Consider the following 23,783-nt stretch of genomic DNA (forward strand, 5'->3'; position numbering starts at 1 on the left):
GTGGAAGGCACCGACAGCGTTCTTCGTTCGCAGCAAGTTGGTGGCGACCTTGCCGCCCAAGCCGGCGTCCACCATTCCCAGGAGTGTGGTCGGCACCGCCACCCAGTCGATGCCCCGCATGTAGGTGGCGGCGGCGAAGCCGACCAGGTCGGTCACCGCGCCGCCCCCCAGCGCCACCAGCCCGCTGCCGCGATCGAAGCCGCGGCGCAAGAGCTGCTCGAGCAACCGCTCCAGGGTGCGGAGCGTCTTCGCCCGTTCCCCTGCCGGCAGGAGCAGCGGCGCGCCGACCTCGATGCGCTGACGGCGGAGCACCGGCGCCGTCCGCTCCCAGAGTGCACGCCGCACCCGCGTGTCGGTGACCACGGCCCAGCGCCGAGGTTCGTGGCGCAACACCGCTGCCAGGAGGCCGGGGCCCGAGACACCGACTTGCACGGTGCACTCCTGCACCCGAGGTCGGACCCGGAGCCGGAAACGTGTCGCGCTCACGAGTTCTCTTCCAGACGGAAGGTGAGGAGCAGCGTTTCCAGCTCGAACAGGAAGGTGCGCTTGCTGTCTCCCGGCACGAAGAGCTGCCCCTGCACTCCGTACAGCCGGTGCCGCGAGGGATCGTAAACGAAATGAGTCACCAGCGGGCCGCTGGCGACGGCGCAGTCGTTCAGGGCAGTGGCGAGGATTTCCTGCGCTCGCGGCGGACAGAACTCGCAGACGACGGTGCTGGCCGCGAAGGCTCCCGTCGCGGGGGTGAGGCCGGGAGCGGTGCAACCGAAGAGAAGCCAGGGCGCGGCGAGGCGGAGGAGGAAACGCAGGCGTGGCGGCGCTTTTTTCCGCATCCGCGCAGTCTAGTCGTGGAAGCCGAGCGCGGCCAGATCGAGACCCAGCCGCGCCGCACTCACCAGCGGACGGGCATGGTCTCGATCGGATCGGAGCGCTGGCGCTTGGCGTCGGGCAACGTATCCGCCGGGACGGAGCCGAGGATCGAGGCCGCCGCTTCGAGGCGCAGTTCCGGACCGAGAGGCGTACTGGCGCGCACCGGGACCAGGCGCGGCCAGGCGACCGCGGGTCGTCCCGCCGGGGCCCAAGGACCCGGGGAGGTCTCCATCGCCACCCGAGGGGGCGTGGATTCGCTCGGGCTGGGACCGCGATGGCCCAAGGTCAAGCCGAGGGTGAGAACGAGAGCTGCGGCCGCAGCGGTGCTGACGGTGAAAGGCAGCAACCAGCGTCGCGGCGTCGGGTCCACCGCCACCGGCAGCTCTTGCGTCTGCTGCGACAGCCGCAGCTTCAGGCGCCAGTCGAAGTGAGGCGCCGGTTCTCGAATCGGCAGCTCCTGTAGCCACTGCCGGGTGAGGGCGCTCTCACGCTGCAAACGCGCACAATCGGCACAGCCGGCGAGGTGGGCGCGGAGCTCCGCGCCGACGGCTGCGGACAAACGGGCCTCGTCGCCTTCGCTGACGAGAGTGCGCGCCATCCGACATCGCATCGCCTGTCTCCCCTTTTCTCCCGCCCGTGGCGGGATCGTGCCGCCGGCGTTGCCGCCGGCCCTGCTCAACGCTTCCCCAGCGTACGTTCGAGCAGTGGTTCCATGATCTCCCGGAAGTGACTGCGCCCGCGGTTGATGCGAGAACGCACCGTGCCCAGCTTGAGGCCCGTCACTGCGGCGATCTCCTCGTAGGTGAAATGGTTGATCTCACGAAGCACGAAAGCTTCTCTGTATTTGGCCGGGATGCGGGTGATGGCGTATTCGACCCAGCGATGCACTTCCTGCTTCTCCAAGGTGCGGTCGGGCAGGTCCTTGGCATCGGGGAGATCGACGTCGTGCCGCTCGCCTTCCTCCTCTTCGCCCCGTCCCCAGGAAATCGACACCAGCTTCGGCGTGCTGCGCTGCTTGCGGATGCGATTGCGCACCAGATTGGTGGCGATGGTGTAGAGCCAGGTGGAGAAGCGCGCCACGGTGCGGTACTTCTCGGCGTGGACATAGGCGCGGACAAAAGCTTCCTGGGCGACTTCCTCGGCCTCCGTAGGATCCCGGAGGAGGCGCAGAAGGTAGTTGTAGAGCCGGACCTTGTGGCGCTGTACGAGGACGTCGAAGGCCGCACGCTCCCCAGCCGCGACGGACTGGATGAGGTCCTCGTCGCTCCGCTCCTCGGACGCATCGCTCCGCTTCCTGGCGCTCAGCTGGTTCATGGCAGCTCCCGGCTCGGCCCCTTGAACCCTATCTTTGTCCGGAGGTTCCATCAGTAGACCTCAGTAGACCTCGAAATCAGCGGCAGCCAGACCATCGCGGGCCTCGATCTCCTCGAGGAGGATCTCACCCTCCATGCCTTCCCGGGGCGCCTGGAGGCGCAAACGACCCGGCAGCTCCAGTTCGCCCCAGCGGCGCCAGCGATCGTAGCGCACCACGAGGCGCCGGCCCTCGGCCCCTTCCCAGCCCCACTGTTCCAAGACCCCGTCCCGGAGCCGCAGCTCGAAGACGGCCTGGGGCGAGGAAAGTTGCACCCTGAACTCCAGGTTGCGCCCATCCTCGCTTCTCCCCACCAGACGGGTGCGGGCCGCCAGGTCTTCCGGCGGGCGGCCCTGCGGCCAGGGCGGGCGGCCGGTGACCAAGGCGTGCAGTTCCGCCAACGAGCCGGTCGGCAGGTAGCGCGCCAACTCGGAGTCCGCGAAGGGGGAGCGCTCCAAGGCGTCAGCGCGGGCGCGATACATCAAGAGGTGTCCGTCGCCCGGGAGCGACAACACGAGCCTCTCCCCCACCATGCCGAAGAGGGCTCGCGAACGCAGCTCCACCCGCAAGCGCTCCGGCAGGTCGACCACCGCCTGCAGATTCCCCTCCACCGTGCCGTCGGGCGAGGAGAGACGGGCATGGCCGCGGGTGCTCCACGCTTGGCGCGGTGGCGCGCCGGCGAGGGAGGTGAGCCGTTCGAGCTCCACCGCGTCGGGGGTGCGGTCGAGGCGAGGCGGCCCGCCACAGGCGACGAGCCCCGAGGTGGTGAGGAGGAGCAGCCGGATCGCCACGGCCCCTCTAAGGCTTCTCGATCTCCGCTTGCACCGCGTCAATTTTGTCGCGCAACCCGCCGTTTTCTGGTGCCAGCTCCCGGGAGCGCCCGTAGACACGCAGCGCTTCCTGCGGCCGTCCCGCTTTGCGATAGGCGTCGCCCAGGTGTTCGAGGATGACCGCGTCCTGGTGTTTCGTCAGGTCCGCGGCACGCTCGAGCTCAACCACGGCGCCAGCGAAATGGCCGCGCTGGAAGAGCACCCACCCCAGGCTGTCGACGTAGAAGCCGTTGTCCGGTTCCGCGGCGATCGCCCGGCGCACCAATGTCTCGCTCTCCTCCAGAGCCAGTCCACGCTCGGCCTGGATGTAACCGACGAAGTTGAGGGCCGCGGCGTTCTCCGGTTGCCGCTGCAGCACGTCCCGGCCGCAAGTCAGAGCCGTTTCGTAATGACCCAGCTCCTGGTGTGCCATCGCCAGGTTGAAGAGCACATCGGTGTTGTCCGGATCCAAGCGGTGGCCGGCCTCGAGATGACGGACGGCGGCGTCGAACTCACGCAGCTGCAGGTAGGCGTAGCCGAGGAGCACGTTGCAACGCACCTCGTCGGCGGAAGTGTGCGCCGATGCCGTGGCGAGCACGGCGCGCAAGCTGTCCGCCGCCGGGCCTTGCCGTTGCACGCGCCCGTCGGCGTCGCGCAGACGTTCGAGCAGCACCGTGGCCAGACCCAGATGGGCGGCGCAAGCGTCGGGCTGCAAGCGGATGGCGGCGCGGAAGTGCTTCTCCGCCGCTTCGCTCCGATCCTGGCGCAGGGCCAGCTCGCCGAGCAGGTGCTCGGCGCCGGGGAACTCGTTGCCCTCCGCCAGGCGCGTCAGCAGCTTCTCGGCGCTGTCGTACTGCTCGCTCTGCAGCAGCGCCCAGCCAAGGATGTACTCGTGCCGGGGCTCCAGTTCGTGGCGCTCGTCGCGGGGCTGCAGGAGGGCCACCACATCGGGATAGCGTTTTTCCCGCAGGTAGAGCTGCACCAGCCACTCGAGGGCATCGCGATCCTCTGGAACGAGGGCGAGAGCGTCCTGCTGCACGGCGATCGCTTCGGCGAGGCGATCGTTCTTCTCCAGGAGTTCCACCAGCGCGCTGCGGGCAGCGCCGAGCTGCGGCTCCAACTCCAGGGCGCGACGGTAGCGACTCTCGGCCTCCGGCAGCTTGCCGAGTTCTTCCTCGACCTTCCCGAGTTGCAGCAAGGTCGCCGCCTGGTCGGGCTGCAACGCGTTGGCGCGCTGGAAGCTCGCGAGCGCCTCCGACCGGCGGTGCAGATCGCTGGCGAGGCGGCCGCGCAAGAGCCAGCCGGCAACCAGAGTCGAGTCCGCTGCCAGGGCGGAGTCGACATGCTGCAGCGCTTCCTCCGGTTTCCCCGCCACGGCGCGGAGCCGCGCCAGGAGGAGGAACTCCGCCGGCCCGGCAGTTCCGGCCAGAGCGGCATCCCCCAGCAAGTGATCCGCCTCCTGGTAACGCCCCATGTCCAGGTACTGGCGTGCCAGCGCCAGACGCAGGCTCGCGTTCTCCGGCCAGAGGAACACTGCTTCGCGCAGGGCGGCGAGCGCTTCGTTCGCCGCCCCGATCTCGCGCAGATAGCTGCCGCGGGCGAAGGCCACCTGCGCCGCTTCGCGGGTGGCTTCGACGACCTCCTCCGGCACCGCCGTCTCCGAGGAGGCGCTCCGCCGCGTCGTCGCTGGAGCGGCGCAAGCGCCGACGCCGAGCCCCAGGAGGAGCAGGAGGTGCAGGCGGCGTGGTGAGCGGTGCGGCATGGCTTCCCCTCGTCGGTGTCGGGCGCATGATCCCTGTGGAAGCTACAGATTTTTCCGCCGGGCGGAAACGCCGGCGGCGCCCGCTCCAGGTCAGCCGTGGCGGAGGAGGTTTGCGTCCTTGCTGAGGTTGTGGAGGGCCTCGCGCGCCGCTCGCTGCTCCGCCAGTTTCTTGCTGTTGCCGTCGCCACGACCGAGCACGCGGCCGCGCACCAGCACCTCGACGACGAAGCGCTTGGCATGGTCGGGGCCGTGGGTGGCGCTCACCTTGTAGCGCGGCGGCGTCTTCAGCTGCGCCTGGATCATCTCCTGCAGCTGGCTCTTGTAGTTCGCCAGCTGATGGTCCGCCACCGTTTCTTCCAGCTCGTCCAGCAGGTGGGCACTGACGAACTGGCGCACCGGATCGAGCCCGCCGTCCAGGTACATGGCGCCCAGCACCGCTTCGTAGGCATCGGAAAGGATGGAGGCGCGCATGCGGCCGCCGGCGTCCACTTCCCCCGGGGCGAGGATGAGATGCTTGCCCAGCTGCAGCCTCTCGGCGGCGCGGCCGAGGACGGCGCGGGAAACCACCAAGGACTTGACCTTGGTGAGTTCCCCCTCGCTGCGTTCCGGGAAACTGCGGAACAAGTACTCGTTGACGATGAGGCCAAGAACGGAGTCGCCGAGGAACTCCAGGCGCTCGTTGGAATGCAAGCGCTCGCGGCCGGAACGATAAACGTGGGAGCGGTGGGTGAGGGCGGTGCGCAGCAGCTCCGTGTCCTGGAAGCGGTGGCCGAGCTTCTGCTCCAGCGCCGGGAACCCGGCGGCATCGTCGACGGCCGTCGCTCCCCGAGGCACCCCGGGCAGCGGGCGCAGTCGTGACAGCCAGGACCGCAGCCCCATGGCTCGCACTCACCCCTCGTCGTGCCCTGGACGCTCAAGCCTCGAAACGCTTGAACAGGATCGAGACGTTGTGCCCGCCGAAGCCGAAGGAGTTGCTCAACGCGTAGTGCACGTCGAGGGGGGCAGCGGTGTTCGGGATGCAATCCAGATCGCACTCGGGGTCGGGTGTCTCCTGGTTGATCGTCGGCGGCACCTTCCCGGAGCCGAGCACCAGCACGGAAATTACCGATTCGACGCCGCCCGAAGCGCCGAGGAGGTGCCCGAGCATCGATTTCGTCGAGCCCACCTTCAACTTGTAGGCGTGGGCGCCGAAGACGGTCTTGATCGCTTGCGTCTCGTTCTTGTCGTTGTAGGGCGTGGAGGTACCGTGGGCGTTGATGTACTCCACGACCTCCGGCGCGACGCCGGCCATGTCCAGGGCGGCTTGCATGGCCCGTGCCGCGCCCTCCCCTTCCGGGGCCGGCGCCGTCATGTGATAGGCGTCGGCGGTCATGCCGAAGCCGACCACCTCGCCGAGGATCGGAATGCCCCGGGCCTGCGCCCGGTCCAGGCGCTCCAGCACCAGGATGCCGCCGCCTTCTCCCATGACGAAGCCGTCGCGGCGGGCGTCGAAGGGGCGACTGGCGGCGGGAGGGTCGTCGTTCTGTTCGGACATCGCCTTCATGGCACAGAACCCGGCCATCGACATGGGGGTGATGGCTGCTTCGCTGCCGCCGGTGACCACGACGTCGGCGTCATCGGCTTGCAGCAGACGATAGGCGGTGCCGATGGCATTGGCGGCGGAAGCGCAGGCGGAGACCGCGGTGAAGTTGGGCCCCTTGAAACCGTACTGCATGGAAACCAGTCCTGCCGCCATGTCGGAGATCATCATGGGGATGAAGAAGGGGCTGACGCGCCCGGATCCCTTCTCCAGCATGTTGCGATGCTGAGTTTCGAAGGTTTCGATGCCACCGATTCCCGAGCCGAGGACGACGCCGATGCGATTGGGGTCCACGTCGCTGTCCAGCAGGCGCGCCTGCTGCACCGCTTCGCGCGCCGCCGCGACGGCGAACTGCGAGTAGCGGTCCGCGCGCTTGGCGTCCTTCCGATCCATGTACTGGGTCGGATCGAAGTCGACGACCTCGGCAGCGATGGTGGTGCTGAGCCCGGCGGGATCGAAACGCTGGATGCGCTGCACCCCGGACTTTCCGGCGTAGAGCGCCTCCATCATGCTCGCCGCGTCGAGGCCGACGCACGAAATGGCGCCGACCCCGGTGACGGCGACGCGCACCCGACCCATGCTGCCTCCTGACCGTTCCCCGGAAGCGTTGCGCCCGCGGGCCGCGCCTCGGGGCCCCTGGGACGCACCGACGCCGGGCTGAAGCGGTGGCTCAGGAACCGACCTTCTGCTCCAGGTACTCGATGGCCGCGGCGACGGTGGTCATCTTCTCGGCATCTTCGTCGGGGATCTCGATGTCGAAGGCCTCTTCCAAAGCCATCACGAGTTCCACCGTGTCGAGGGAATCGGCGCCTAGATCGTCGATGAACGAGGCGTCGTCCGTCACCTGGTCGGCGCTCACGCCGAGCTGCTCTTCGATGATCTTCTTCACCTTGCCTGCGATCTCGCTGGCCATGCCTTGAGAGCCCACCTCCTCCATGCGAACCCGCGCGCTGTCGCGGCAGGATCGCGCCTGCTTCAAGAGTGCATCCACATGCCGCCATCGCAGTTCAGGACCTGGCCGGTGACGTAGGCGGCGGCGTCACCCAGCAAGAAGACCACGACCCCGGCGACTTCCGCCGGCGTGCCCAGGCGCTGCAGCGGGATCTGGGGCAGCAGCTGGGCGCGGGCCCGTTCGTCCAGGGAATCCGTCATCGCGGTGGTGATGAACCCCGGGGCCACGGCATTCACCGTGATGTTGCGGCTCGCCAGCTCGCGGGCCGCGGCCTTGGTGAAGCCGATGATCCCGGCCTTGCTGGCGCAGTAGTTCGTCTGCCCAGCGTTCCCCATCTGCCCGACCACGGAGGTGACGTTCACGATCCGACCTAACTTCTGGCGCATCATACCTTTGACCACCGCACGGGTAAAGTTGAAGGTGCCCGTGAGGTTGACGCGCAGGACCTCGTCCCAGGCCTCTTGCGACATGCGGGCCAGCAGGCCGTCGCGGGTGATGCCGGCGTTGTTCACCAGACCATGCACCACACCCAGGTCGGCGACGATGCGCGCCACCGTGGAGTCGACTTCGTCGGGTGCTTCCACATGGCAAGCGTATGCCCGCGCCTCCGGACCGAGGGTGGCGGCCACATCGCGCACCGCGTCGCTGCTCCGCGCCACCAGGGCGAGACGGGCGCCTTGCTCGGCACAGGCTTGGGCGATGGCGAGACCGATCCCTCGGCTCGCTCCGGTGACAACGACCACCCGATCCCGCAAGCCCATGCCGCCTCCCTCGCCTAGCCTACCCGGCTCTCGCGGCCCGGGGGTAGGCCTTTCTCCACCAGGGCCTCCAGGCTCGGGCGATCCCCTACCGCGGTGCAGCGGGCGTCGCGATCGATGCGCCGGAGCAAACCCTTGAGGACGCTGCCCGCACCCACCTCGAGCACCGGGCCCTGCCAGAGTGCCCGGAGCGCGAGCATCGCTTCGGTCCAGCGCACGGGAGAACGGATCTGCCGCTTCAGCTGCTCGCGCAGTCTTTCGCCATCCTGTTCCGCCGCCGCGCCGACGTTGGTGAGCACGGGCACGCGGGCGGAATGGAAAACGCTCCGGTCCAGGTGCGCGGCGAATTCCGCCGCCGGCTCCGCCATGAGCGCCGAATGGAAGGCACCGCTCACGTTCAGTCTCTTCACCACCCGGGCGCCGGCGCTCTCGAGGAGCGGCAGCGCCGCCTCCACCGCGCCCACGGCGCCGGAGAGGACGATCTGATCCGGAGCGTTCAGGTTGGCCAGGTCGCAGACTCCGAGCTCGCGCACCTGGGAACAGACCTTTTCCACCGCCGCCGCTTCCAAGCCGACGACGGCCGCCATGGCGCCGGGAGAGCGGACGCCGCACTCGTACATGAGCTCGCCGCGCTTCTGCACCAGCGGCAAGGCGTCCTCGAAGGTCAAGACACCGGCGGCCACCAGTGCCGAGTACTCCCCGAGACTGTGGCCGGCGACGATGCTGCAGCCGAAGCCGCGGGCTTCCAGCACCCGCAGCACGGCGACGGAATGCACCAACAGCGCCGGCTGGGCGTGCCGCGTTTCGGTCAGGGTTTCGAGCGGACCTTCGAAGGCGAGGCGGGAGAGCGGATAGCCGAGGATCGCGTCGGCGGCGGTGAACACCGCGGCCGCCTCCGGATAGGCCGCGGCGAGGTCGGCACCCATGCCGACGGTTTGCGCCCCCTGGCCGGGGAACAACATCGCCACCTGCATGGAGCCTTCCCCTTCAGCCGCGCCCGGCATCGCCGGGCTGGACCAGGTGCGCACCGACCTCTTGCAACAACGAGGCGATCTGCCCGGGGAGATCGTTCGCCGCCAGCGTGGCGGCGAGAACGACGGCGTTCTCGATGGCGCGTTCCGGGCTCTTGCCGTGGGCGATGACCACGGTGCCTTGCACGCCGAGAAGCGGCGCGCCGCCGGCTTCGGTGTAATCGATGCGACTGCGCAGCGAGCGGAAGGCGGGGCGCAGCAGCATGGCTCCCAGCTTGGCCCGGAAGGAGCGGTGTACTTCCTCCCGCATCTGCCGGGTGAGGAAGCGCAGCATGCTCTCGCCGAACTTGAGCAGCACGTTGCCGACGAAACCATCGCAGACCACCACGTCGGCACGCCCGGCGAGGACATCCCGGCCCTCGACGTTGCCGACGAAGTGGAGACCGCTTTCCCGCAACATGCCGTGCGCCGCCACCGCCAGCTCGTTGCCCTTGCTCTCCTCCTCGCCGATGTTGAGCAGGCCCACACGGGGGCGTTCGAGCCCCAGGTGGATGCGGGCGTAGACCGCACCCATGACCGCGAACTGGACGAGGTGGAGGGGCTTGCAGTCGGCGTTGGCGCCCACGTCGACGAGCACACAGGAGGAACGATCGGTGGGAAAGAGGGTGGCGATCGCGGGGCGCAGCTTGCCGATGCGGCCGAGGGCGAGCAGGGCGCCTGCGACCACCGCTCCGGTGCTGCCGGCGCTCAGGAGCGCCTCGGCCTCGCCGCGGGTGACGAGGTCGAGGGCGCGGGCCAAGGACGAATCGGGCTTGCGCCGCACCGCGGTGGCGGGCGATTCGTCCATCGACACCGCGTCAGGGGCGTGCACGACGCGCACCGGCGCCGTGGTCCCGGCTCCAAGGGCGGAGCGGATGCGGGCCTCGTCGCCCAGGAAAACGAGCTCCGTCCCCGCCGGCAAGCGCGGCAGGGCGCGCAGCGCCCCGGGCACCACCACGCGCGGGCCGTGGTCGCCTCCCATCGCGTCGACGGCGACCCGCACTCGCGTCACGGGCAGCCTACTCGGTGGTGCGCGAGACGATTTGGCGGCCGGCGTAGCTGCCGCAGTTCGGGCAGACGCGGTGCGGCAAACGCGGGCTGCCGCAATCGGCGCAGGTCGAAAGCACCGGGCGCTCGATCTTCCAATTGGCGTGGTGCTTGCGCCGGGCCGCACGGGAACGGCGGCGCTTCGGGACGGCCATGCTCTCCTCCTCCACGAGACCCATCGGAGCGGCGCCAGTGAAGTCGCCGCGCCGGTTTCAAGGCTCCCACTCCTGGGCGAGCCGCTCGAGCGCCTCCAGCCGCGGGCCGGCAGCGGGCACGCAGGCACAGGACGCCACGTTCCAATCCTGACCGCACTGCGGGCAGAGCCCGCGGCAATCCTCCCGGCAGAGCAAGCGGATGGGCTCCTCCAGGATCACCGCCTCGCGGACGACCGGGGTCAGATCGACGGCATCCGCGTTTTCGTCGATGACGAGGACGTCTTCCGCGTCGCGCTTGCCGCCGCGCTGCACCAGCAGCGCGAAGCGCACTTCCACGGGGCGTTCGAAAGCGGCCAGGCAGCGATGACAATGGGAGTGCGCGCTGCCGGCGATCTCGCCGTCCACGCGGACCCGCGCCCCCGTACTTTCCACCTTGCAGCGTACGTGCAGGCGCTGCTCTTCCTCCTCGCCGGCGGCGTCGCACACCGCGAGGACCACATCGCCTTCCTGCAGCGCCGGCGCCGCACCGGTCCGGCCGAGTTGCAGCTGCATCGGATCCGTCCCCCAAAACCTCGTCACTCTAGGGAGAGGGTCGTCCCATGTCAAGGGAAACCCCTGTGACAGCGTGAGTTCTGTTCGTCAACCGGGGAAGATGAGGCCGAGCTCGCGGGCCGCCGAGGCCTCGCTGTCCGAAGCGTGCACGGCGTTCTCCTGCAAGCTGGTGCCGAACATGTAGCGCAGCGTTCCGGGGGTCGCCTTGGCCGGATCGGTCGCCCCCACCAGAGCCCGCAGGCGCGGCACCGCGTCGGCTCCTTCCAGCCAGACGGCGACGACGTCACCCGAGGTGATGTACTCCACCAAGGCAGGGAAGAACGGCTTGCCGTCGTGCTCGGCATAGAACTGCCGCGCCACCGCCGGGGTGAGACGGCGCATCTCCAGCCGGCGGACCTGGAAGCGGTTCTGCAACAAGAGGTGCAGAATCCCCGGCCACAGGGCGGCGCGAACGGCCTCGGGTTTGATCATCAGATAGGTGCGGGTCACGACGCCTCCGCTCCGATGACCTGGCGGAGCAACGCCACCACGCCGCTCGGTGTGTCGGCGACGCGCACGCCGATGGCTTCGAAGGCGGCCACCTTCGCCGCCGCGGTGCCGCTGCCACCGGAGACGATGGCGCCCGCATGACCCATACGCCGCCCCGGTGGCGCCGTACGGCCGGCAATGAAGGCTACCACCGGCTTGGACATGCGGCTGGCGATGAAGGCAGCGGCATCTTCTTCATCGCTGCCGCCGATCTCGCCGATGAGCACCACGGCTGCCGTGCCCGGATCCTTTTCGAACAGCTCCAGGGTGTCGACGAAGCGCGTGCCGATGAGCGGATCGCCGCCGATGCCGACACAGGTGGACTGGCCGAGCCCGTGGCGGGTGAGCTCGTAGACCACTTCGTAGGTGAGCGTGCCGCTGCGGGAGACCACACCGACGCGGCCGGGGGTGCAGATACTCCCCGGGAGGATGCCGAGCTTGGCGGCTCCCGGTGTGATCAGGCCCGGGCAGTTGGGCCCGAGGAGCCGGGCCCCGTGTTCGCGCACGTAAGGCAGCGTGCGCACCATGTCCTGCACCGGGATGCCTTCGGTGATGCAGACCACCAGCTGCACGCCCGCATCGACGGCTTCGCAGATGGCATCGGCGGCGGCGAGGGGCGGTACGTAGACCGTGCTCGCCGTGGCTCCCGTCGCCGTCACCGCGGCGGCCACGGTGTCGAACACCGGGATGTCGTGCACCTGCGTCCCCCCCTTGCCCGGGGTGACGCCGGCGACCACGCGGGTGCCGTAGGCCCGCATCTGCTGGGCGTGGAAGCTACCGTCCCGTCCGGTGATGCCCTGCACGAGAACGGTGGTGCTGCGGTCGGCGAGGATGCTCATGCCGCGGCTCCGCTGCGTCGCGCCGCGGCGATCGCTTTCTGCACCACTTCGTCCATGCCGGTGGCGGTTTCCATGGCTGCATCCTTGAGCATCTCGCGCGCCTTGTCTTCGTTGGTGCCGATGAGACGCACCACCAGCGGCACCCGCGGCGGCTGGGTAGCAATCGCCTGGAGCAGGCCCTTCGCCACGTCGTCGCAACGAGTGATGCCGCCGAAGATGTTGAAGAGAATGACGCGCACGTTGGGATCGCTCTGGATGATCTCCAGGGCCGTGATCACTTTCTCCGGGTTGGAGCTGCCGCCGATATCGAGGAAGTTCGCCGGCCGGCCGCCGTGATGCTGGATGAGGTCCATCGTCGCCATGGCCAGACCCGCGCCGTTGACCACGCAGGCCACGTCGCCGTCGAGATGGATGTACGAAAGACTCTTGCCGCGCGCCTTGGTTTCCCTGGCATCCTCGGCCTCGAGGTCGCGCAAGGCTTCCAGATCCGCATGGCGGCCCAAGGCGTTGTCGTCCAGGTTGATCTTCGCGTCCAGCGCCAGGATCTCGCCCTGCTTCGTCACCACGCAGGGATTGATCTCCACCAGGGTGGCGTCGAGGGCTTCGTAGGCCGCTGCCAGGCGCGCGCAGACGCGCGCCAAGCCGAGGGCGCTCGGCCCGTCGTCGAGGACGGCGAAGGCCAGGCGGCGGGCGGTGTGGGCGGGCAAGCCGCGGAGCGGGTCCAAGTGCACCTTGTGGATCTTCTCCGGGGTGCTCGCCGCCACTTCCTCGATGTCCACCCCTCCGGCAGCGGAGAGCATGAGCACGGGCCGGCCTGCGCCACGGTCGAGGGTGATGCCGACATAGAGTTCTCGAGCGATGTCCACCGCCGGTGCCACCAGGACGCTACGCACCGCGAGGCCCTTGATGCGCATCCCCAGGATGCTCGCGGCAGCGGCCCGCGCCGCCTCGGGATCGCGGACCAGCTTCACGCCACCTGCCTTGCCGCGCCCTCCGGCCAGCACCTGCGCTTTCAGCACCACCGGGAAGCCGAAGCCACGCGCGGCGTCGACCGCCGCTTCGGCGGTGGCGGCGACGGCATGCGGCGGCACCGGCAGCTCGAAACGGCGAAGCAGATCCCGCGCCTGATACTCGTGAATGTTCATCGGACCTCGCCCCGTGGAACGGCGCACACGGCCTAGCGGGCAAAAGAAACGGGGCTCATCTGCCCCGCGCGAGAGCGGTGACTCTAGCAGAGCCGTGCCCGCAGCTGTCAAGGCCAGGGCCCGAGCGAGGCGGCGGCTGGCACCTGGCGACACTCAAGGCACGGTGCGTCAGCGGCGAGCAGGTTCGAGCGCGCGGAGGGCGTCGAAGTACCTCGCCGAGGCGAGTTTCCCAGGCGGCGGGAAGACCAGAGCGCGCAGCGCCTCGGGCGCCAGCGTGCCCTCGAGGAGGGCCGCTGCCAGGCGGTCGCCGAGCCGGTAGCCCAGGGCGAAGGTGACTTCCAGGAGCACTTCCAGGTCCTGTTCGTAGATCTGCTTCAATCGGCCCCGGCCGCCGGCCAAACGGCGGCGCTCGTGCTCCTGGTGCTGGACGACGAAGTGGGCTACCAGCTTCCGGAAGGCCAGGCGGGGCTCGTGCAGCTGCCGCTCGGCGCCGCGCCAGAAGCCGCGGAACTCGGCCTCGGTGGTGGCCAGGCGGTGCGGGTTCACCAGCTTGGAGCCGAGGAAGCCGACGGCGGCACCGAAGGCGCGGCCGTAGAAGTCCTCGTACGGATCGCCGCGGCGTGCGGGGGTGCCGGCCACCCGTGCCTGCAGCGCTCGCATCGCTTCCTCCGCCGCGTGGTTCACCGAGAAGAACGGCAGGTACACCAGGTCCAGTTCGGGGACGAAGCAGCTACGGTTGCCGAAAGCGAGCAGGCGGATCTCCCGGGCGCGGCTCGCTTCCAAACCCTCGGTGTGTTCGATGGTGGAGAAGAAGGTCTCGTCCAGGTTGGTGAAGACCTCGCAGCTCGGCGACAAGATGGGCAGACCGAAGAAGCGGGCGAGTTGGCGCGCCAGCGTTTCGAAGAGCTGCACCGCACTCTGCTCCAGGGTCCACTCGCTGTTGCTTTCTTCCTCGTCGTGCAGCTTCTCCAGCGCCCGCTCCCAGCTGAGATAGGACTGCAGCTTCACGTAGGGCGGGACTTCCATGACGCAGAAGCGGTCCGGTCCCAGCTGCACCACCGGCGTGCCGCGGCCATCGCCGCGCTCCGCCAGCGTCCAGTACAGCGTGTCGGCATTCTGGAAGACGACGAGCCGCTTGCGCTGCAGCTGCAGGCCCTCCAGGTGCGCATCCAGGGCCCGGGGCAGATGGGACGCCGCCAGGTGCAGGTCGCCGACCAACACCATGAGTCGGGCGCCCGGGCGCGCCACGATCGTGTCCGCCAGCGCGGCGGCAATGGCCTCGTCCCGCTCGCGCAGATTCCGGCAGGCCCCGCGGGTGGCTTGGTTGATGCCCACCACGGCGACGCCATGCCGGCGCGCTGCGTCGAAGAGGGGCCGGTAGTTGTCCCAGTCGAAATTCCAGGTGCGGTGGTACTCGATGCGCTCGAGGAATGCGGCATCGCCGATGGCGCCTCGCATGTAGGCGTCCAGGTGCTCCTGATGGTCCTGGAGCACCATCTCCACCGCCAGAACCAAGGGCCGGGGCTCGGCTGCCGCGCGCTCGAGCAGACGCCGCGCCAGGTCCTGCGACTGCCGCAGCGTGTGGTAGTCGCCGACGAAAAAGAGATCGGTCTCCAGGATCGCCTGCAGGAGATCGCCGAAGCTGACCAGAGACTGGTGCCGGCGGAACTCGCGGAGGTACTCGCGCTCGTAGCGTTCCAGCGCTGGCGTGTCGCCGCCGGTGAAGGCGCGCAGCTCCGCCTGCAGGAGGCGCTGCACGCCGCGCTGCAGGCGCAGCACCGCGGAGCGTACCGACTCCGGTTCCGCCTCTTGCCAGCTCTGCGTCGTCATCCGCGCCAACCTCCACCGCCTGCCTCAGGGCGGGTCGGGAAAGGGGACGGCATCCGCAGCGATCCCGAGAGCGAAATCCCCGCGGCGGGAGGCAGGAGCGCCACCGCGCTGCGGATCGGTGCCGCCCGGGTGCACCTTCTGGACCACGCTGGGGCCGGCTCGCGTGTGGACTTCCCGGCCCCGGTCGCCTCCGCGTCCTCCGGCCCGGCACCGCGTCCCCGCCCTTTAACACGTTCCTCGGACAGGTGCAGCTGCGAAATACTAACTCATTTTCTCGCTTCTAGTTGGAGCTCGGAGGTCAGGAAACTTCCAGGCGCGGCGCGGGCGCGCCCATGCAAACTGCGATGCCCCGCGCCACCGCGTTGACAGCCGGCGCGGCGCCGCCTACGGTCCGGGACCGAGGCCAGGTGCAGCTTTGCTAGGGGGACTTGACTGCTTGGTTGGGATGCCTGCCCGACACCAAGGTCGGAGCCAGCGTCTCGGTCAAGTCGATGTGATCCGACACCTCCAAGCGATCGTGACCTGGCCTCACCCTTTCACTCGTCGTCCTGGAGCTGCTTGCGCTTCTTGCCGTCGCTGGGCCCTTCTTCGTCTTCGTGCAGGGCTTTCCTGAAACGCCGGATTCCCAGTCCCAGACCGCGTCCGATCTCGGGCAAGCGCGTGGCGCCGAAGAGGAGCGCGACGAGCAAGAAGATGAGCAGGAGTTCGCTCGTCCCCAACCGACCGCATGGCATGGTCGACTTCCTTCCGTTCAAGATCGGCGCCGTGAGACTCGCCCTCGGCGCGCGCTGCGGCGGGCTTCCTGCCGCCGCCACGTTCCGCTCCGGCCGCCGGACTTCTCCAGCAGCTCCACCCCGCCGATGCTGATACCGCGGTCCACGGCCTTGCACATGTCGTAGACCGTCGCCGCAGCCACGAGAACCGCCACGATCGCCTCCATCTCCGCGCCGGTGGCGGCCCGGCAAGTGACCTCTGCTTCGATGCGTATGGAACCCTGTCGTGGTTCTACGCTCAGCTCCACCCCCACGTGATCCAGAGGCAGGACATGGCAGAGGGGGATGAGCGAGGCGGTGCGCTTGGCGGCAGCGATCCCGGCCAGACGCGCCGCTGCCACCACGTCGCCCTTGAGAAGCGCACCGCTCTGCACCTGCTGCAGGGCTTGCGGCGACATCTGCACCGCACCGCGGGCCCGGGCGCGGCGGAGCGTCGGCTCCTTCGCGCTCGTGTCCACCATCTGCAATCGCCCGCGCCCATCCAGATGAGTCGCTCGGTGGCGGCGCTTCATGCTCGTCCTCGCCTTCCCGCCGCGCGCGCGTAGGCCGACCACTCGTCCGGTGTGTTCACGTTGGCGAGAGCGGCCGTTTCCGCCCCGGTCGCGGCGCAAGCCACCAAACCGGCGCGGCGCACCCAGTCCCGCGCCGCGAACCCCCACGACGGTGCCATCCGTGCCGCGACGTCGGCGCGCCAGAGCGAAGGCAGCGGCTCCGGTTCCCCCCGGTCGGGGCGCTGGAAGTAACTCCCCGGCGCGCCGGCAGCCATCGCCGCACGCCACAGCCTGCCGAGCATCTCCGGCCCTACCTCGGGCATGTCGCAGGCGGAAACGAAGCGCCACTCCGGCCCCGGGGCGAGCAGCGCGGCGCGGAGCCCGTGCACCAGGGCGTGCTCTTCGCAGTCGTCGTAGAGAAGGGGGAGACCGAGCTCCTCCAGTTCCTGGGAGGGCTTTCCCACCAGGAGCACGGAGGCCACGTGTGTCGCCAGCCTCCGTGCTGGACGCAGCACCATGGGCTCGCCATCCAACTCCAGGAGCGCCTTGCACCGTCCCATGCGTCGGCTCGCACCGCCGGCGAGGAGATAAACACCGACGCTCGCCGGCGGCGGCAGCAGCGGCTTGGCAACGTCCATGCTTCCCCTCGTGCGCCCCGGCACCAAGCGTTGCTCCAACTATACACCGCAAAACCCCGCGGCAGCGCTGCTCGCGACGACGACGGCGTGTTGTCCCTTCCCTGCGGCGCACCGTATCCTGCGCCTGACTTGGAGGTGCCGTGCCCGCCCTGTCGCCGCGAGCCTCTCGTGTTCTCGCCTGGACCCTGCTCGCCGCCGGCGTGGGCTATTTCCTTCTGGCCGGTACTCTGCGTCAGATCCTGCGCCCCTACGGTTACGCCTCCGACTTCGCCACCTTCTATAGCGCGGCGCGGGCTTTCACCACCGGGGAAGATCCCTACGCGCGGGAGCGCTTGGCGAGTGAGCTCGCCCCGGAGTTCTCCGGTTGGGTGGGTCGCTACTTCTACCCACCTCCCTTCGCCGCCGTGGCGCTCCGACCACTCGTGGCCCTGCCCTTCGCCGAGGCTCGCCGGCTGTGGGTCGTGCTGGAAAGCGCCGCCTACCTCGGAGCCGGTTTTCTCCTGGTCAAGATTCTGTTCGGCGTCGCGAGTGCGTGGCCCTTCGTGGCGGCCGGAGTCGTGCTGCTCTACTTCACGCCGATGCGGGTGGACCTCAAACTGGGTTCGGTCTCGGGTCTGCTGCTGTTACTCTTCGCGCTCTTCCTCTTCGCCCGCTCCCGCCGCGCCGAGGTGGCTGCGGCGTGCGCCCTCGCTGCCATGATCGTGCTCAAGCTGGCGCCGGCGGTGCTGCTCTTTCACGCCGCCTGCCGCGGGCAATTCCGCCTGCTCCGGCACACCGTGCTCGCCTGCTTGCTGCTCCTGGTCGCGGCGCTGCCCTGGACCGGGTGGCGCGCCTACGAGACCTATGCGACCAGCGTGCTGCCGCAGCTCTTGACCCAGCGCTTCGCCTGGTTCACCAACCAATCCCTCGATGCTTTCTTCACCCGTCTCTTCCTGCCGAACCCGGACAGCACACCTTGGCTCGACGCACCTGCGCTCGCCACCACTCTCATCGTGACCACGTCGCTCGCGGTTCTCGTCACCCTGGCGTTGCTGGCGCGTCACGAGGCCCAAAGCGCCGACGACTCGGTGTGGGGACCAGCGCTCGCTCTCCTCGCCAGCCTGCTCCTCGCCCGCGTCACCTGGGAATCCATGGTGGTGCTGTCGCTCCCCTGCTTCCTACTCTGCTTGCGGGCCTGTTGGATGCTGGAGGTCTCGCCGCCGTTGCTCGTCACCTGGGGCGTGGCGTGGGCACTCTGCGCTTTGCCGTTCCCCTACGTGGATCCACCGCACCGCTCCGGCGCCGGTCTCCTGCTCGAGTCGCCCCGTCTCTACGGCATACTGCTCCTCTTCGCCACGAGCGCGCACTGGCGCTTGCGGCGTCGAAGAACCTAAAGTCTCTTCAGGGAAGGAGCACGAGCCGGCGCACCCGGGTTTCCGGGCCCACGCGCAAGGTTGCCAGGTAGAGGCCCGCAGCGACGCGCCGGCCCGAAGCGTCACGCCCGTCCCAGGTGGCTTCGTGCTCCCCCGGGCCGAGGGCGGCAGCGTCGAGCAACCGGTGCACGCGCTTGCCATCAGGACGCAGGATCTCCAGCGTCACCGGGAAGCTGCCGTCGCTCACGAAGCGGAGTCGCGTACTCGGGTTGAAGGGATTCGGCGTCGCCGGCTGCAGCGCCACCGGCCAGTGCGCCTGCGCCACCCAGGGTCCCCAGAGCTGCGCGCCATCGGCGGTGCGGAAGAGGATGGCGCGGCGCGAACCGGCGAGAGAAAAACGCAGCGAGTGCGGGCCCGCGCCTTGGACGGTGGCGGTTGCACCGCGACGATAGAGCCCCCCGGCCCATTCCATTTCGGCGCTCCCCGGGACTTCCTGCGCCGCCAGCGGCCGCGCCCAGACCTCGAAGTCCGCGGCGCCGCCGCCGCTCTGGCGCCAGGTGAACCTCGCCTCGCCACCTTCGACCTGAAACTCGAGATCCTGGAGCGCCACCGGCGTCCCGTCGGGAATCGAGAACCAGAAGATGTCGCTATCGGCGCGCTGGCCGTCCCCGCTCACCGCGGTGACGCCGTAGGCGAACAGGCCCTGCCGGGTGGCGACCACGGTGTAGAGCGTGTCGTGCACCACCGCGACCACGCGCCGCGATTCCTCGAGTTGCGCCGGCACATCGAGCCGCGCCTCCACCCAGGAGCGACGCGGCGCGTCCTCCCAAGGTTGGAAGTGGAGTGCCAGGTCCACCTCCTGTCCCGCCCAAGCGGCAGCGTTCCATCGCCGTCGCTCTGTCTCCAGCCGTGGAGCCAGGTGGCTGGGAGGGGAAGGTGCGCCGTTCTTCTGGGTGCCGAGGGCTTGCAGCTCCTGCCAGTCGCCGCCGCGTGCAGGACGCAGCTCCACCCGCACGCGATCCCAGAGAGGATCGAGATCGCCGCGCCATTGCAGTGCCACGCTGCCCGCTTCCGGCACCACCCAGCGGGAAACGAGGAGAGCGCGGTCGGCGCGCTCGAGCCGCACGGGAGGCGCCGCCGCCAGCGCCGCCCCCGCGCCGGCCGGGTCGATCTCGAAGACCTCGTAAAAGTCCACCGGTGTCGTCCCCCGCGGCCCGCTCCAGCGCAGCTCGATCCGGCGCGGATCCTCGGCGTCCTGCGCCGCCAGCAGCACCGGAGCTGCGGGGGGCAGCACGGTTTCCAGCTCCCCGGCAACACGCAGGGCGTAGAGGTTGAGCGTCCACAGGTTGGCGCAGGTGGGTTCGATGAGGTCTTCCGGCGGCCAGAAGCCGCCTTCCGTCGCCGCATTCAACTCCACGGTGAATGCCATGGTGCGCCGCTCTTTGGCGCCGTACAGCTCGCCGTACATGAAGTCGTCCCAGACCCCGTTGGTGAGGTAGATGGCCCCGGTGTATGCGTTGCCCGGCCGGTAGCCGTTGTCGCGCACCATGCTGTCCCCCATGGTGGAGAAGCGAGCGTGATCGGGTGTGACGCTGTCACGCGTGTATCCCCAGGGAAAGAGCACGAGCCGTCCGAAGCTGTGAAAGCTCAGCGCCAGGGTGAAATCCTGGCGCTCCACCAGCCGTCGGATCGCGTCGGATTCGGGTTCGCTGAACGGAGCGAGGCCGCGGTAGGTCTCGCTCAGCGGTTCGCTGGAGCTGCCCTCTTCGTCGTAGCCCCAGAGGTAGGAATAGTTGCGGTTCAGATCCACACCGACGATCTCACCGTCCAGGCTGCGGCGGTTCTTGCGCCAGCCCGGCCTGAGCTGCGTTTCCGACTGGTACACGTGCCCGTCCGGGTTGAGGAGCGGTACGACCCAGAGTTCGCGGCTGTCGAGGAGGGCCCGGAGGCGCGGATTGCGCGCGTAGCCATCGAGGAGATTGCGTACGAGATAGAGAGGTACCTCGACGCTCATGAACTCCCGGGCGTGGTGGTTGCCGACCACGAGCACGTCGGGCTCCGTGGGGTCTTCGATCTCCGGTTCGTCGGAGAGCTTGAGCGCCAGGATGGGCCGGCCTTCGAGGCTGGAGCCGATGCTTTCCAGCCGGGTGAGGTCGGGGTGCGCCGCCTGCAGGGATTCGAGCTCCGCCACGGTCTCGGCGTAGGTGTGATAGAGCCCCAGGTCCGGGATCTCGAGGAGACGCCGGCGCCCTGCATCGGCATCGATCTCTACCGTGGCGACGGGATAGCCACGGGAGACCAGGAGCCTTTCCTCCTCCGGGGTCACGGTGAGCCAGGTTTCGCCGGTTTCCGGGTCATGGCTGACGAGATCGAGGTGGAGGGCCTCCAGCTCGCGGAGCGTCCAGGGGCTCTTGGGGGTCACCACGACCAGGCTGCGCTCCGCCCCGTGGGCGGCGCCGGAGAGGAGACAGAGAAGAAGTGGCAAGAAGGCCCGGGACATACGGTCTCCGAGGTGCAGAGGTTCGCTTCACCCTTCAAGCTAGGGGGTGCAAGGAAGTCCTGCAACTGCGCCACAGCCAAGGAGGGGCTCCGCAAGGACGAGGTCCCGGCGGCCTCAACCCGTGTCTCAGGGAGAGGAAAGCTTGGTCCGCGCCAGCCTGGCTTCCTCGGTGGAGGGAAAGCGCTGGATCAGGTTCTGGAAGGTCTTGTCCGCCGACCGGCTCTTCCCCAGCTGCTGCTGGGTCATCCCGATCTTGAGCAAGGCGGCCGGGACCTTGTCTCCGGTGGGGAAACTCTGCTCCACCTTGAGGAATTCCTCCAGGGCCTGCGGGTAATCCTGCTTGTCGTAATAGACTTCGCCGATCCAGTACTGCGCGTTGTCGGCCAGCTCCGAGGTGGGGAAACGGGAGAGGACCTCGTGGAACCCCATGAGCGCCAGATCATGCTTGCCCTGGGAGAGGTCTTGGTAAGCGGCTTCGTAGAGGGCCCGGGGGTTATCGCCACTGGCAGCTGCCCCTGCGGGAGCGCCGGCCCCCCCAGGGGTCGCTCCCTGTCCGACCTCGAATTGCAGGCGGTCACGGAGCTCGGAGACATCGAGGCGGAGACTCTCGAGATCGCTCTGCAGGGCCTGCAGCGACGTCTGCAAGCGGGAAATGTGCTCGTCCCCGCTGGCGCGTCGAGAACGGACTTCCGACGTCTGCTCGGCGACGAGGGCTTCCAAGCTATCGAGGCTGGCGTGTAAGCGCTCGCGTGTCGCCTCGAGGGCGGCGACTTGCTCTTCCAGACGCGCCACCCGCAGTTCCAGCGGCGACAGCTTCTTTCCAGCGCAGACGCCGAGCAGCAAGAAGGCGCCGAGCACGGTCGCCAGCGACTTGCCGCCTCGTCCTCGGGCAAGCGTCATCGTTCTCGCTTCCCCGGCGCACCCTGGATCAGGGGGCCGGCGCCATCGCCGACCCCCTGCCGAGGGAGGTTGCGTCTCACTTCACCACGAAGTGAGCCCGCCGATTCTGGGCCCAAGCGGACTCGTCGTGACCCATGGAAAAGGGCTTGTTCTCACCGTAGCTGATCGTCTCGATGCGGCTCCCGTCGACGCCGTAGCTGGCGAGGAAATCCTTCGCGGCCACGGCACGGCGATCGCCGAGCGCCAAGTTGTACTCTGTGGTACCGCGCTCGTCGCAGTGTCCTTCCACCAGGATCATGGCGTCCCTGACCTCCACGAGCTTGCGCCCGTTCTCGGTCAAGGTCGCACGCCCGTCCTCACGGATGTCCGCCTTGTCGTAGTCGTAGAACACGTCGCCGAGATCACCTTGCGTCAGCTTCGGCGCCGGTGGCGGCGGTGGAGGTGGCGGTGGTGGCGGAGGTGGTGGCGGCGGCGGTGGAGGCGTCTCCACCGGCGGCGGTGGTGGCGGCGGCTTGCTGCACCCGTCCAGGACCGCTAGGCCCAGCACGGCGATCATGCTGACGAGAAGTAACCTACGCATGGGCTCGAACCTCCCTCTCTCTTCCAGGCGCCCTGGAGCACGCCTCAGTCACGCGACCACGCCGGAGTAATCGCATCCTGCGCTCCCGTCGTCAAGCGCCTTTCCAGGCCTGTGTAGATATCGACGACGTAAATCGCCCTCGAACCGCGGCGGAGTGAGCTGAAAGCGATGTGCCGCGAGTTCTTGGCCCAGCTCGGACCATCGTTCAAGCCGTCGCTGACCACGACGCGCTGGTTGGTCCCGTCGGGCTTCATGACTCGCAGCTCGATGTTGCCTTCCCAGCGACTCACGTAGGCGATCCATTTTCCATCCGGGGACCACGCCGGTGCATCGCTGTAACGGTTGTGGAAAGTCAGCCGGCGCACGTTGCCCCCGTCGCCGGACATGACGAAGACCTGCGGAATGCCGGCGCGATCGGAGGTGAAGGCGATCTGGTCGCCTCCGGGCGACCACGCCGGCGCCGTATCGATCGCTGGATTGTGGGTCAATCTCTTGAGCGCCGCGCCGTCTTCCCGCATGGTGTAGATCTCCGCATTGCCCTCGTGCGTCAAGGTCAACGCCAACAGTTGGCGCTGCTGGCACCAGTCCGGCGCCGTGTTCAGACCCGGGTAACGGCTGACCACGCGCAAGCGGCTCATGCCCTCGTCGATGCGATAGAGGTTGGGGTTCTCGTCCACGTAGCTGGTGAAGGCGATCCACTTGCGGCCCACGCCCCACACCGGGGACAGGGACAGCGTGTTCTGGCTGGTGACCTGACGTTCGTCGAAACCATCGTAGTCGGTCATGAAGATCTCGGACCGTTCGCCGCGCTTGCGGGCGAAGGCGACCTTGGTCTGGGCGATGCCGTCGACACCGGTCAAGTGCTTGACGATCTCGTCGGCGAAGTGGTGCACCGCCGCCCGGACGCCGTTGTTGCCCACGGTGTAGCGCTTGCCGGTGATCTGGGTGCCGAGCGCATCGAGCAGACGCAGCTCCGCCACCACCTGGCCGGCCTCCACGCTCCAGCGCATCTCCACCTGGTGCGGCTGGCGCTCCGGGGTCTCGTTGGCCGCGTTCCAGGCCCGGGAGACGCCGCTCGGCAAGTACGGGTTGCCACGCTGATCCATGACATAGAAGAGACCGGAGTAGATGAGATCCCGCGCCAGGGTCTCCCGGCCTTCTCCGGCTTGCCGTTGCACCGCGTCTTCGCCGCCGGCGACGCTGGGCTCGCCGATCTGGATGCTCATGCGCCGGTAGGCGCCGCCCTTGATGTCGAGCTGGTACTCGTTGCCCTGGCCCCACGCCGCCGCGGCCCCCAGAGCGAGGAGCCCCGCGACCAGCGGCGCCCATCGCCTGCCACGCTTCTCGCGGTTCGTTCGTTGCATG

Annotated in this window: 26 protein-coding genes; 1 reads left to right on the forward strand and 25 read right to left on the reverse strand. The window is 68.8% G+C overall.

The window, feature by feature from the left end; translation table 11 throughout:
- The 21 genes from VFE28_12340 to VFE28_12440 all read right to left on the reverse strand — a co-directional run.
- On the reverse strand, positions 1-486 hold a 486-nt coding region (locus tag VFE28_12340), incomplete at its 3' end, for an iron-containing alcohol dehydrogenase (GenBank protein ID HZM16782.1).
- The gene (locus tag VFE28_12345) at positions 483-830 is read right to left on the reverse strand and encodes a DUF4837 family protein (protein ID HZM16783.1); all 348 of its coding nucleotides are present in this window, start codon (positions 828-830) and stop codon (positions 483-485) included. The genes VFE28_12340 and VFE28_12345, both read right to left, overlap by 4 nt.
- A 59-nt stretch (positions 831-889) precedes the next feature.
- Positions 890-1,477: a hypothetical protein gene (locus VFE28_12350; GenBank protein HZM16784.1), complete on the reverse strand. Its 588-nt coding sequence runs from the start codon at positions 1,475-1,477 to the stop codon at positions 890-892.
- 65 nt (positions 1,478-1,542) lie between these two features.
- Positions 1,543-2,181, reverse strand: a complete 639-nt coding sequence (locus tag VFE28_12355) for a sigma-70 family RNA polymerase sigma factor (protein HZM16785.1) — start codon at positions 2,179-2,181, stop codon at positions 1,543-1,545.
- Positions 2,182-2,241: 60 nt separating this feature from the next.
- The gene (locus VFE28_12360; protein ID HZM16786.1) at positions 2,242-3,009 is read right to left on the reverse strand and encodes a hypothetical protein; all 768 of its coding nucleotides are present in this window, start codon (positions 3,007-3,009) and stop codon (positions 2,242-2,244) included.
- A 7-nt stretch (positions 3,010-3,016) separates the two neighbouring features.
- Positions 3,017-4,789, reverse strand: a complete 1,773-nt coding sequence (locus tag VFE28_12365) for a tetratricopeptide repeat protein (protein HZM16787.1) — start codon at positions 4,787-4,789, stop codon at positions 3,017-3,019.
- Between the two features lie 90 nt (positions 4,790-4,879).
- Positions 4,880-5,668, reverse strand: coding sequence for a ribonuclease III (rnc, locus tag VFE28_12370; GenBank protein HZM16788.1), 789 nt, complete (start codon positions 5,666-5,668; stop codon positions 4,880-4,882).
- A gap of 34 nt (positions 5,669-5,702) precedes the next feature.
- Entirely contained in the window at positions 5,703-6,947 is a 1,245-nt protein-coding gene (gene fabF, locus VFE28_12375; GenBank protein HZM16789.1) for a beta-ketoacyl-ACP synthase II, read from the reverse strand.
- Between the two features lie 91 nt (positions 6,948-7,038).
- Positions 7,039-7,281, reverse strand: coding sequence for an acyl carrier protein (acpP, locus tag VFE28_12380; GenBank protein HZM16790.1), 243 nt, complete (start codon positions 7,279-7,281; stop codon positions 7,039-7,041).
- 62 nt (positions 7,282-7,343) lie between these two features.
- Positions 7,344-8,081, reverse strand: a complete 738-nt coding sequence (fabG, locus tag VFE28_12385) for a 3-oxoacyl-[acyl-carrier-protein] reductase (GenBank protein HZM16791.1) — start codon at positions 8,079-8,081, stop codon at positions 7,344-7,346.
- 14 nt (positions 8,082-8,095) lie between these two features.
- Positions 8,096-9,052 (reverse strand): ACP S-malonyltransferase, encoded by a 957-nt coding sequence (gene fabD / locus VFE28_12390; GenBank protein ID HZM16792.1) that lies wholly within the window; start codon positions 9,050-9,052, stop codon positions 8,096-8,098.
- A 13-nt stretch (positions 9,053-9,065) separates the two neighbouring features.
- Entirely contained in the window at positions 9,066-10,100 is a 1,035-nt protein-coding gene (gene plsX, locus VFE28_12395) for a phosphate acyltransferase PlsX (GenBank protein ID HZM16793.1), read from the reverse strand.
- Between the two features lie 7 nt (positions 10,101-10,107).
- Positions 10,108-10,290: a 50S ribosomal protein L32 gene (gene rpmF, locus VFE28_12400; protein ID HZM16794.1), complete on the reverse strand. Its 183-nt coding sequence runs from the start codon at positions 10,288-10,290 to the stop codon at positions 10,108-10,110.
- Between the two features lie 57 nt (positions 10,291-10,347).
- A complete protein-coding gene (locus tag VFE28_12405; GenBank protein ID HZM16795.1) occupies positions 10,348-10,842 on the reverse strand; it encodes a DUF177 domain-containing protein in 495 nt (164 codons plus the stop codon).
- A gap of 87 nt (positions 10,843-10,929) precedes the next feature.
- On the reverse strand, positions 10,930-11,331 hold the full coding sequence (locus VFE28_12410) for a nucleoside-diphosphate kinase (GenBank protein HZM16796.1): 402 nt from the start codon (positions 11,329-11,331) through the stop codon (positions 10,930-10,932).
- A complete protein-coding gene (sucD, locus tag VFE28_12415) occupies positions 11,328-12,209 on the reverse strand; it encodes a succinate--CoA ligase subunit alpha (protein HZM16797.1) in 882 nt (293 codons plus the stop codon). The genes VFE28_12410 and sucD overlap by 4 nt, the downstream gene beginning before the upstream one ends.
- Positions 12,206-13,354, reverse strand: a complete 1,149-nt coding sequence (sucC, locus tag VFE28_12420; protein HZM16798.1) for an ADP-forming succinate--CoA ligase subunit beta — start codon at positions 13,352-13,354, stop codon at positions 12,206-12,208. The genes sucD and sucC overlap by 4 nt, the downstream gene beginning before the upstream one ends.
- Positions 13,355-13,522: 168 nt before the next feature.
- Positions 13,523-15,184 (reverse strand): ChaN family lipoprotein, encoded by a 1,662-nt coding sequence (locus VFE28_12425; GenBank protein ID HZM16799.1) that lies wholly within the window; start codon positions 15,182-15,184, stop codon positions 13,523-13,525.
- Between the two features lie 536 nt (positions 15,185-15,720).
- The gene (gene tatA / locus VFE28_12430) at positions 15,721-15,918 is read right to left on the reverse strand and encodes a twin-arginine translocase TatA/TatE family subunit (GenBank protein HZM16800.1); all 198 of its coding nucleotides are present in this window, start codon (positions 15,916-15,918) and stop codon (positions 15,721-15,723) included.
- 17 nt (positions 15,919-15,935) lie between these two features.
- On the reverse strand, positions 15,936-16,469 hold the full coding sequence (gene moaC, locus VFE28_12435) for a cyclic pyranopterin monophosphate synthase MoaC (GenBank protein ID HZM16801.1): 534 nt from the start codon (positions 16,467-16,469) through the stop codon (positions 15,936-15,938).
- Positions 16,466-17,086: a molybdenum cofactor guanylyltransferase gene (locus tag VFE28_12440; protein ID HZM16802.1), complete on the reverse strand. Its 621-nt coding sequence runs from the start codon at positions 17,084-17,086 to the stop codon at positions 16,466-16,468. Before VFE28_12440 ends, moaC begins: the two co-directional genes overlap by 4 nt.
- Before the next feature lie 140 nt (positions 17,087-17,226).
- On the opposite strand from VFE28_12440, the gene VFE28_12445 reads away from it, so the two are divergent.
- Positions 17,227-18,459, forward strand: a complete 1,233-nt coding sequence (locus VFE28_12445; protein HZM16803.1) for a glycosyltransferase family 87 protein — start codon at positions 17,227-17,229, stop codon at positions 18,457-18,459.
- A gap of 7 nt (positions 18,460-18,466) precedes the next feature.
- On the opposite strand, the gene VFE28_12450 is transcribed toward VFE28_12445, so the two are convergent.
- From VFE28_12450 to VFE28_12465, 4 genes are all read right to left on the reverse strand, one after another.
- Positions 18,467-20,938 (reverse strand): M14 family zinc carboxypeptidase, encoded by a 2,472-nt coding sequence (locus VFE28_12450; GenBank protein ID HZM16804.1) that lies wholly within the window; start codon positions 20,936-20,938, stop codon positions 18,467-18,469.
- Between the two features lie 126 nt (positions 20,939-21,064).
- Positions 21,065-21,838, reverse strand: a complete 774-nt coding sequence (gene ybgF / locus VFE28_12455) for a tol-pal system protein YbgF (protein HZM16805.1) — start codon at positions 21,836-21,838, stop codon at positions 21,065-21,067.
- 76 nt (positions 21,839-21,914) lie between these two features.
- Positions 21,915-22,418: a peptidoglycan-associated lipoprotein Pal gene (gene pal, locus VFE28_12460; GenBank protein HZM16806.1), complete on the reverse strand. Its 504-nt coding sequence runs from the start codon at positions 22,416-22,418 to the stop codon at positions 21,915-21,917.
- 44 nt (positions 22,419-22,462) lie between these two features.
- Complete coding sequence (locus tag VFE28_12465; GenBank protein HZM16807.1) at positions 22,463-23,782, reverse strand: hypothetical protein; 1,320 nt, start codon at positions 23,780-23,782, stop codon at positions 22,463-22,465.
- Position 23,783 lies beyond the last annotated feature (1 nt).

Source organism: Candidatus Krumholzibacteriia bacterium (assembly GCA_035649275.1).
Lineage (GTDB): Bacteria > Krumholzibacteriota > Krumholzibacteriia.

Coding starts and splice junctions, on each gene's coding strand:
- rnc (HZM16788.1), bottom strand. CDS start 5,668: ATGGGGCTGCGGTCCTGGCTGTCACGACTGCGCCCGCTGCCCGGGGTG.
- ybgF (HZM16805.1), bottom strand. CDS start 21,838: ATGACGCTTGCCCGAGGACGAGGCGGCAAGTCGCTGGCGACCGTGCTC.
- fabG (HZM16791.1), bottom strand. CDS start 8,081: ATGGGCTTGCGGGATCGGGTGGTCGTTGTCACCGGAGCGAGCCGAGGG.
- VFE28_12365 (HZM16787.1), bottom strand. CDS start 4,789: ATGCCGCACCGCTCACCACGCCGCCTGCACCTCCTGCTCCTCCTGGGG.
- fabF (HZM16789.1), bottom strand. CDS start 6,947: ATGGGTCGGGTGCGCGTCGCCGTCACCGGGGTCGGCGCCATTTCGTGC.
- fabD (HZM16792.1), bottom strand. CDS start 9,052: ATGCAGGTGGCGATGTTGTTCCCCGGCCAGGGGGCGCAAACCGTCGGC.
- sucD (HZM16797.1), bottom strand. CDS start 12,209: ATGAGCATCCTCGCCGACCGCAGCACCACCGTTCTCGTGCAGGGCATC.
- moaC (HZM16801.1), bottom strand. CDS start 16,469: ATGAAGCGCCGCCACCGAGCGACTCATCTGGATGGGCGCGGGCGATTG.
- VFE28_12465 (HZM16807.1), bottom strand. CDS start 23,782: ATGCAACGAACGAACCGCGAGAAGCGTGGCAGGCGATGGGCGCCGCTG.
- VFE28_12405 (HZM16795.1), bottom strand. CDS start 10,842: ATGCAGCTGCAACTCGGCCGGACCGGTGCGGCGCCGGCGCTGCAGGAA.
- VFE28_12450 (HZM16804.1), bottom strand. CDS start 20,938: ATGTCCCGGGCCTTCTTGCCACTTCTTCTCTGTCTCCTCTCCGGCGCC.
- VFE28_12350 (HZM16784.1), bottom strand. CDS start 1,477: ATGCGATGTCGGATGGCGCGCACTCTCGTCAGCGAAGGCGACGAGGCC.
- tatA (HZM16800.1), bottom strand. CDS start 15,918: ATGCCATGCGGTCGGTTGGGGACGAGCGAACTCCTGCTCATCTTCTTG.
- VFE28_12440 (HZM16802.1), bottom strand. CDS start 17,086: ATGGACGTTGCCAAGCCGCTGCTGCCGCCGCCGGCGAGCGTCGGTGTT.
- rpmF (HZM16794.1), bottom strand. CDS start 10,290: ATGGCCGTCCCGAAGCGCCGCCGTTCCCGTGCGGCCCGGCGCAAGCAC.
- pal (HZM16806.1), bottom strand. CDS start 22,418: ATGCGTAGGTTACTTCTCGTCAGCATGATCGCCGTGCTGGGCCTAGCG.
- sucC (HZM16798.1), bottom strand. CDS start 13,354: ATGAACATTCACGAGTATCAGGCGCGGGATCTGCTTCGCCGTTTCGAG.
- VFE28_12355 (HZM16785.1), bottom strand. CDS start 2,181: ATGAACCAGCTGAGCGCCAGGAAGCGGAGCGATGCGTCCGAGGAGCGG.
- acpP (HZM16790.1), bottom strand. CDS start 7,281: ATGGCCAGCGAGATCGCAGGCAAGGTGAAGAAGATCATCGAAGAGCAG.
- VFE28_12425 (HZM16799.1), bottom strand. CDS start 15,184: ATGACGACGCAGAGCTGGCAAGAGGCGGAACCGGAGTCGGTACGCTCC.
- VFE28_12345 (HZM16783.1), bottom strand. CDS start 830: ATGCGGAAAAAAGCGCCGCCACGCCTGCGTTTCCTCCTCCGCCTCGCC.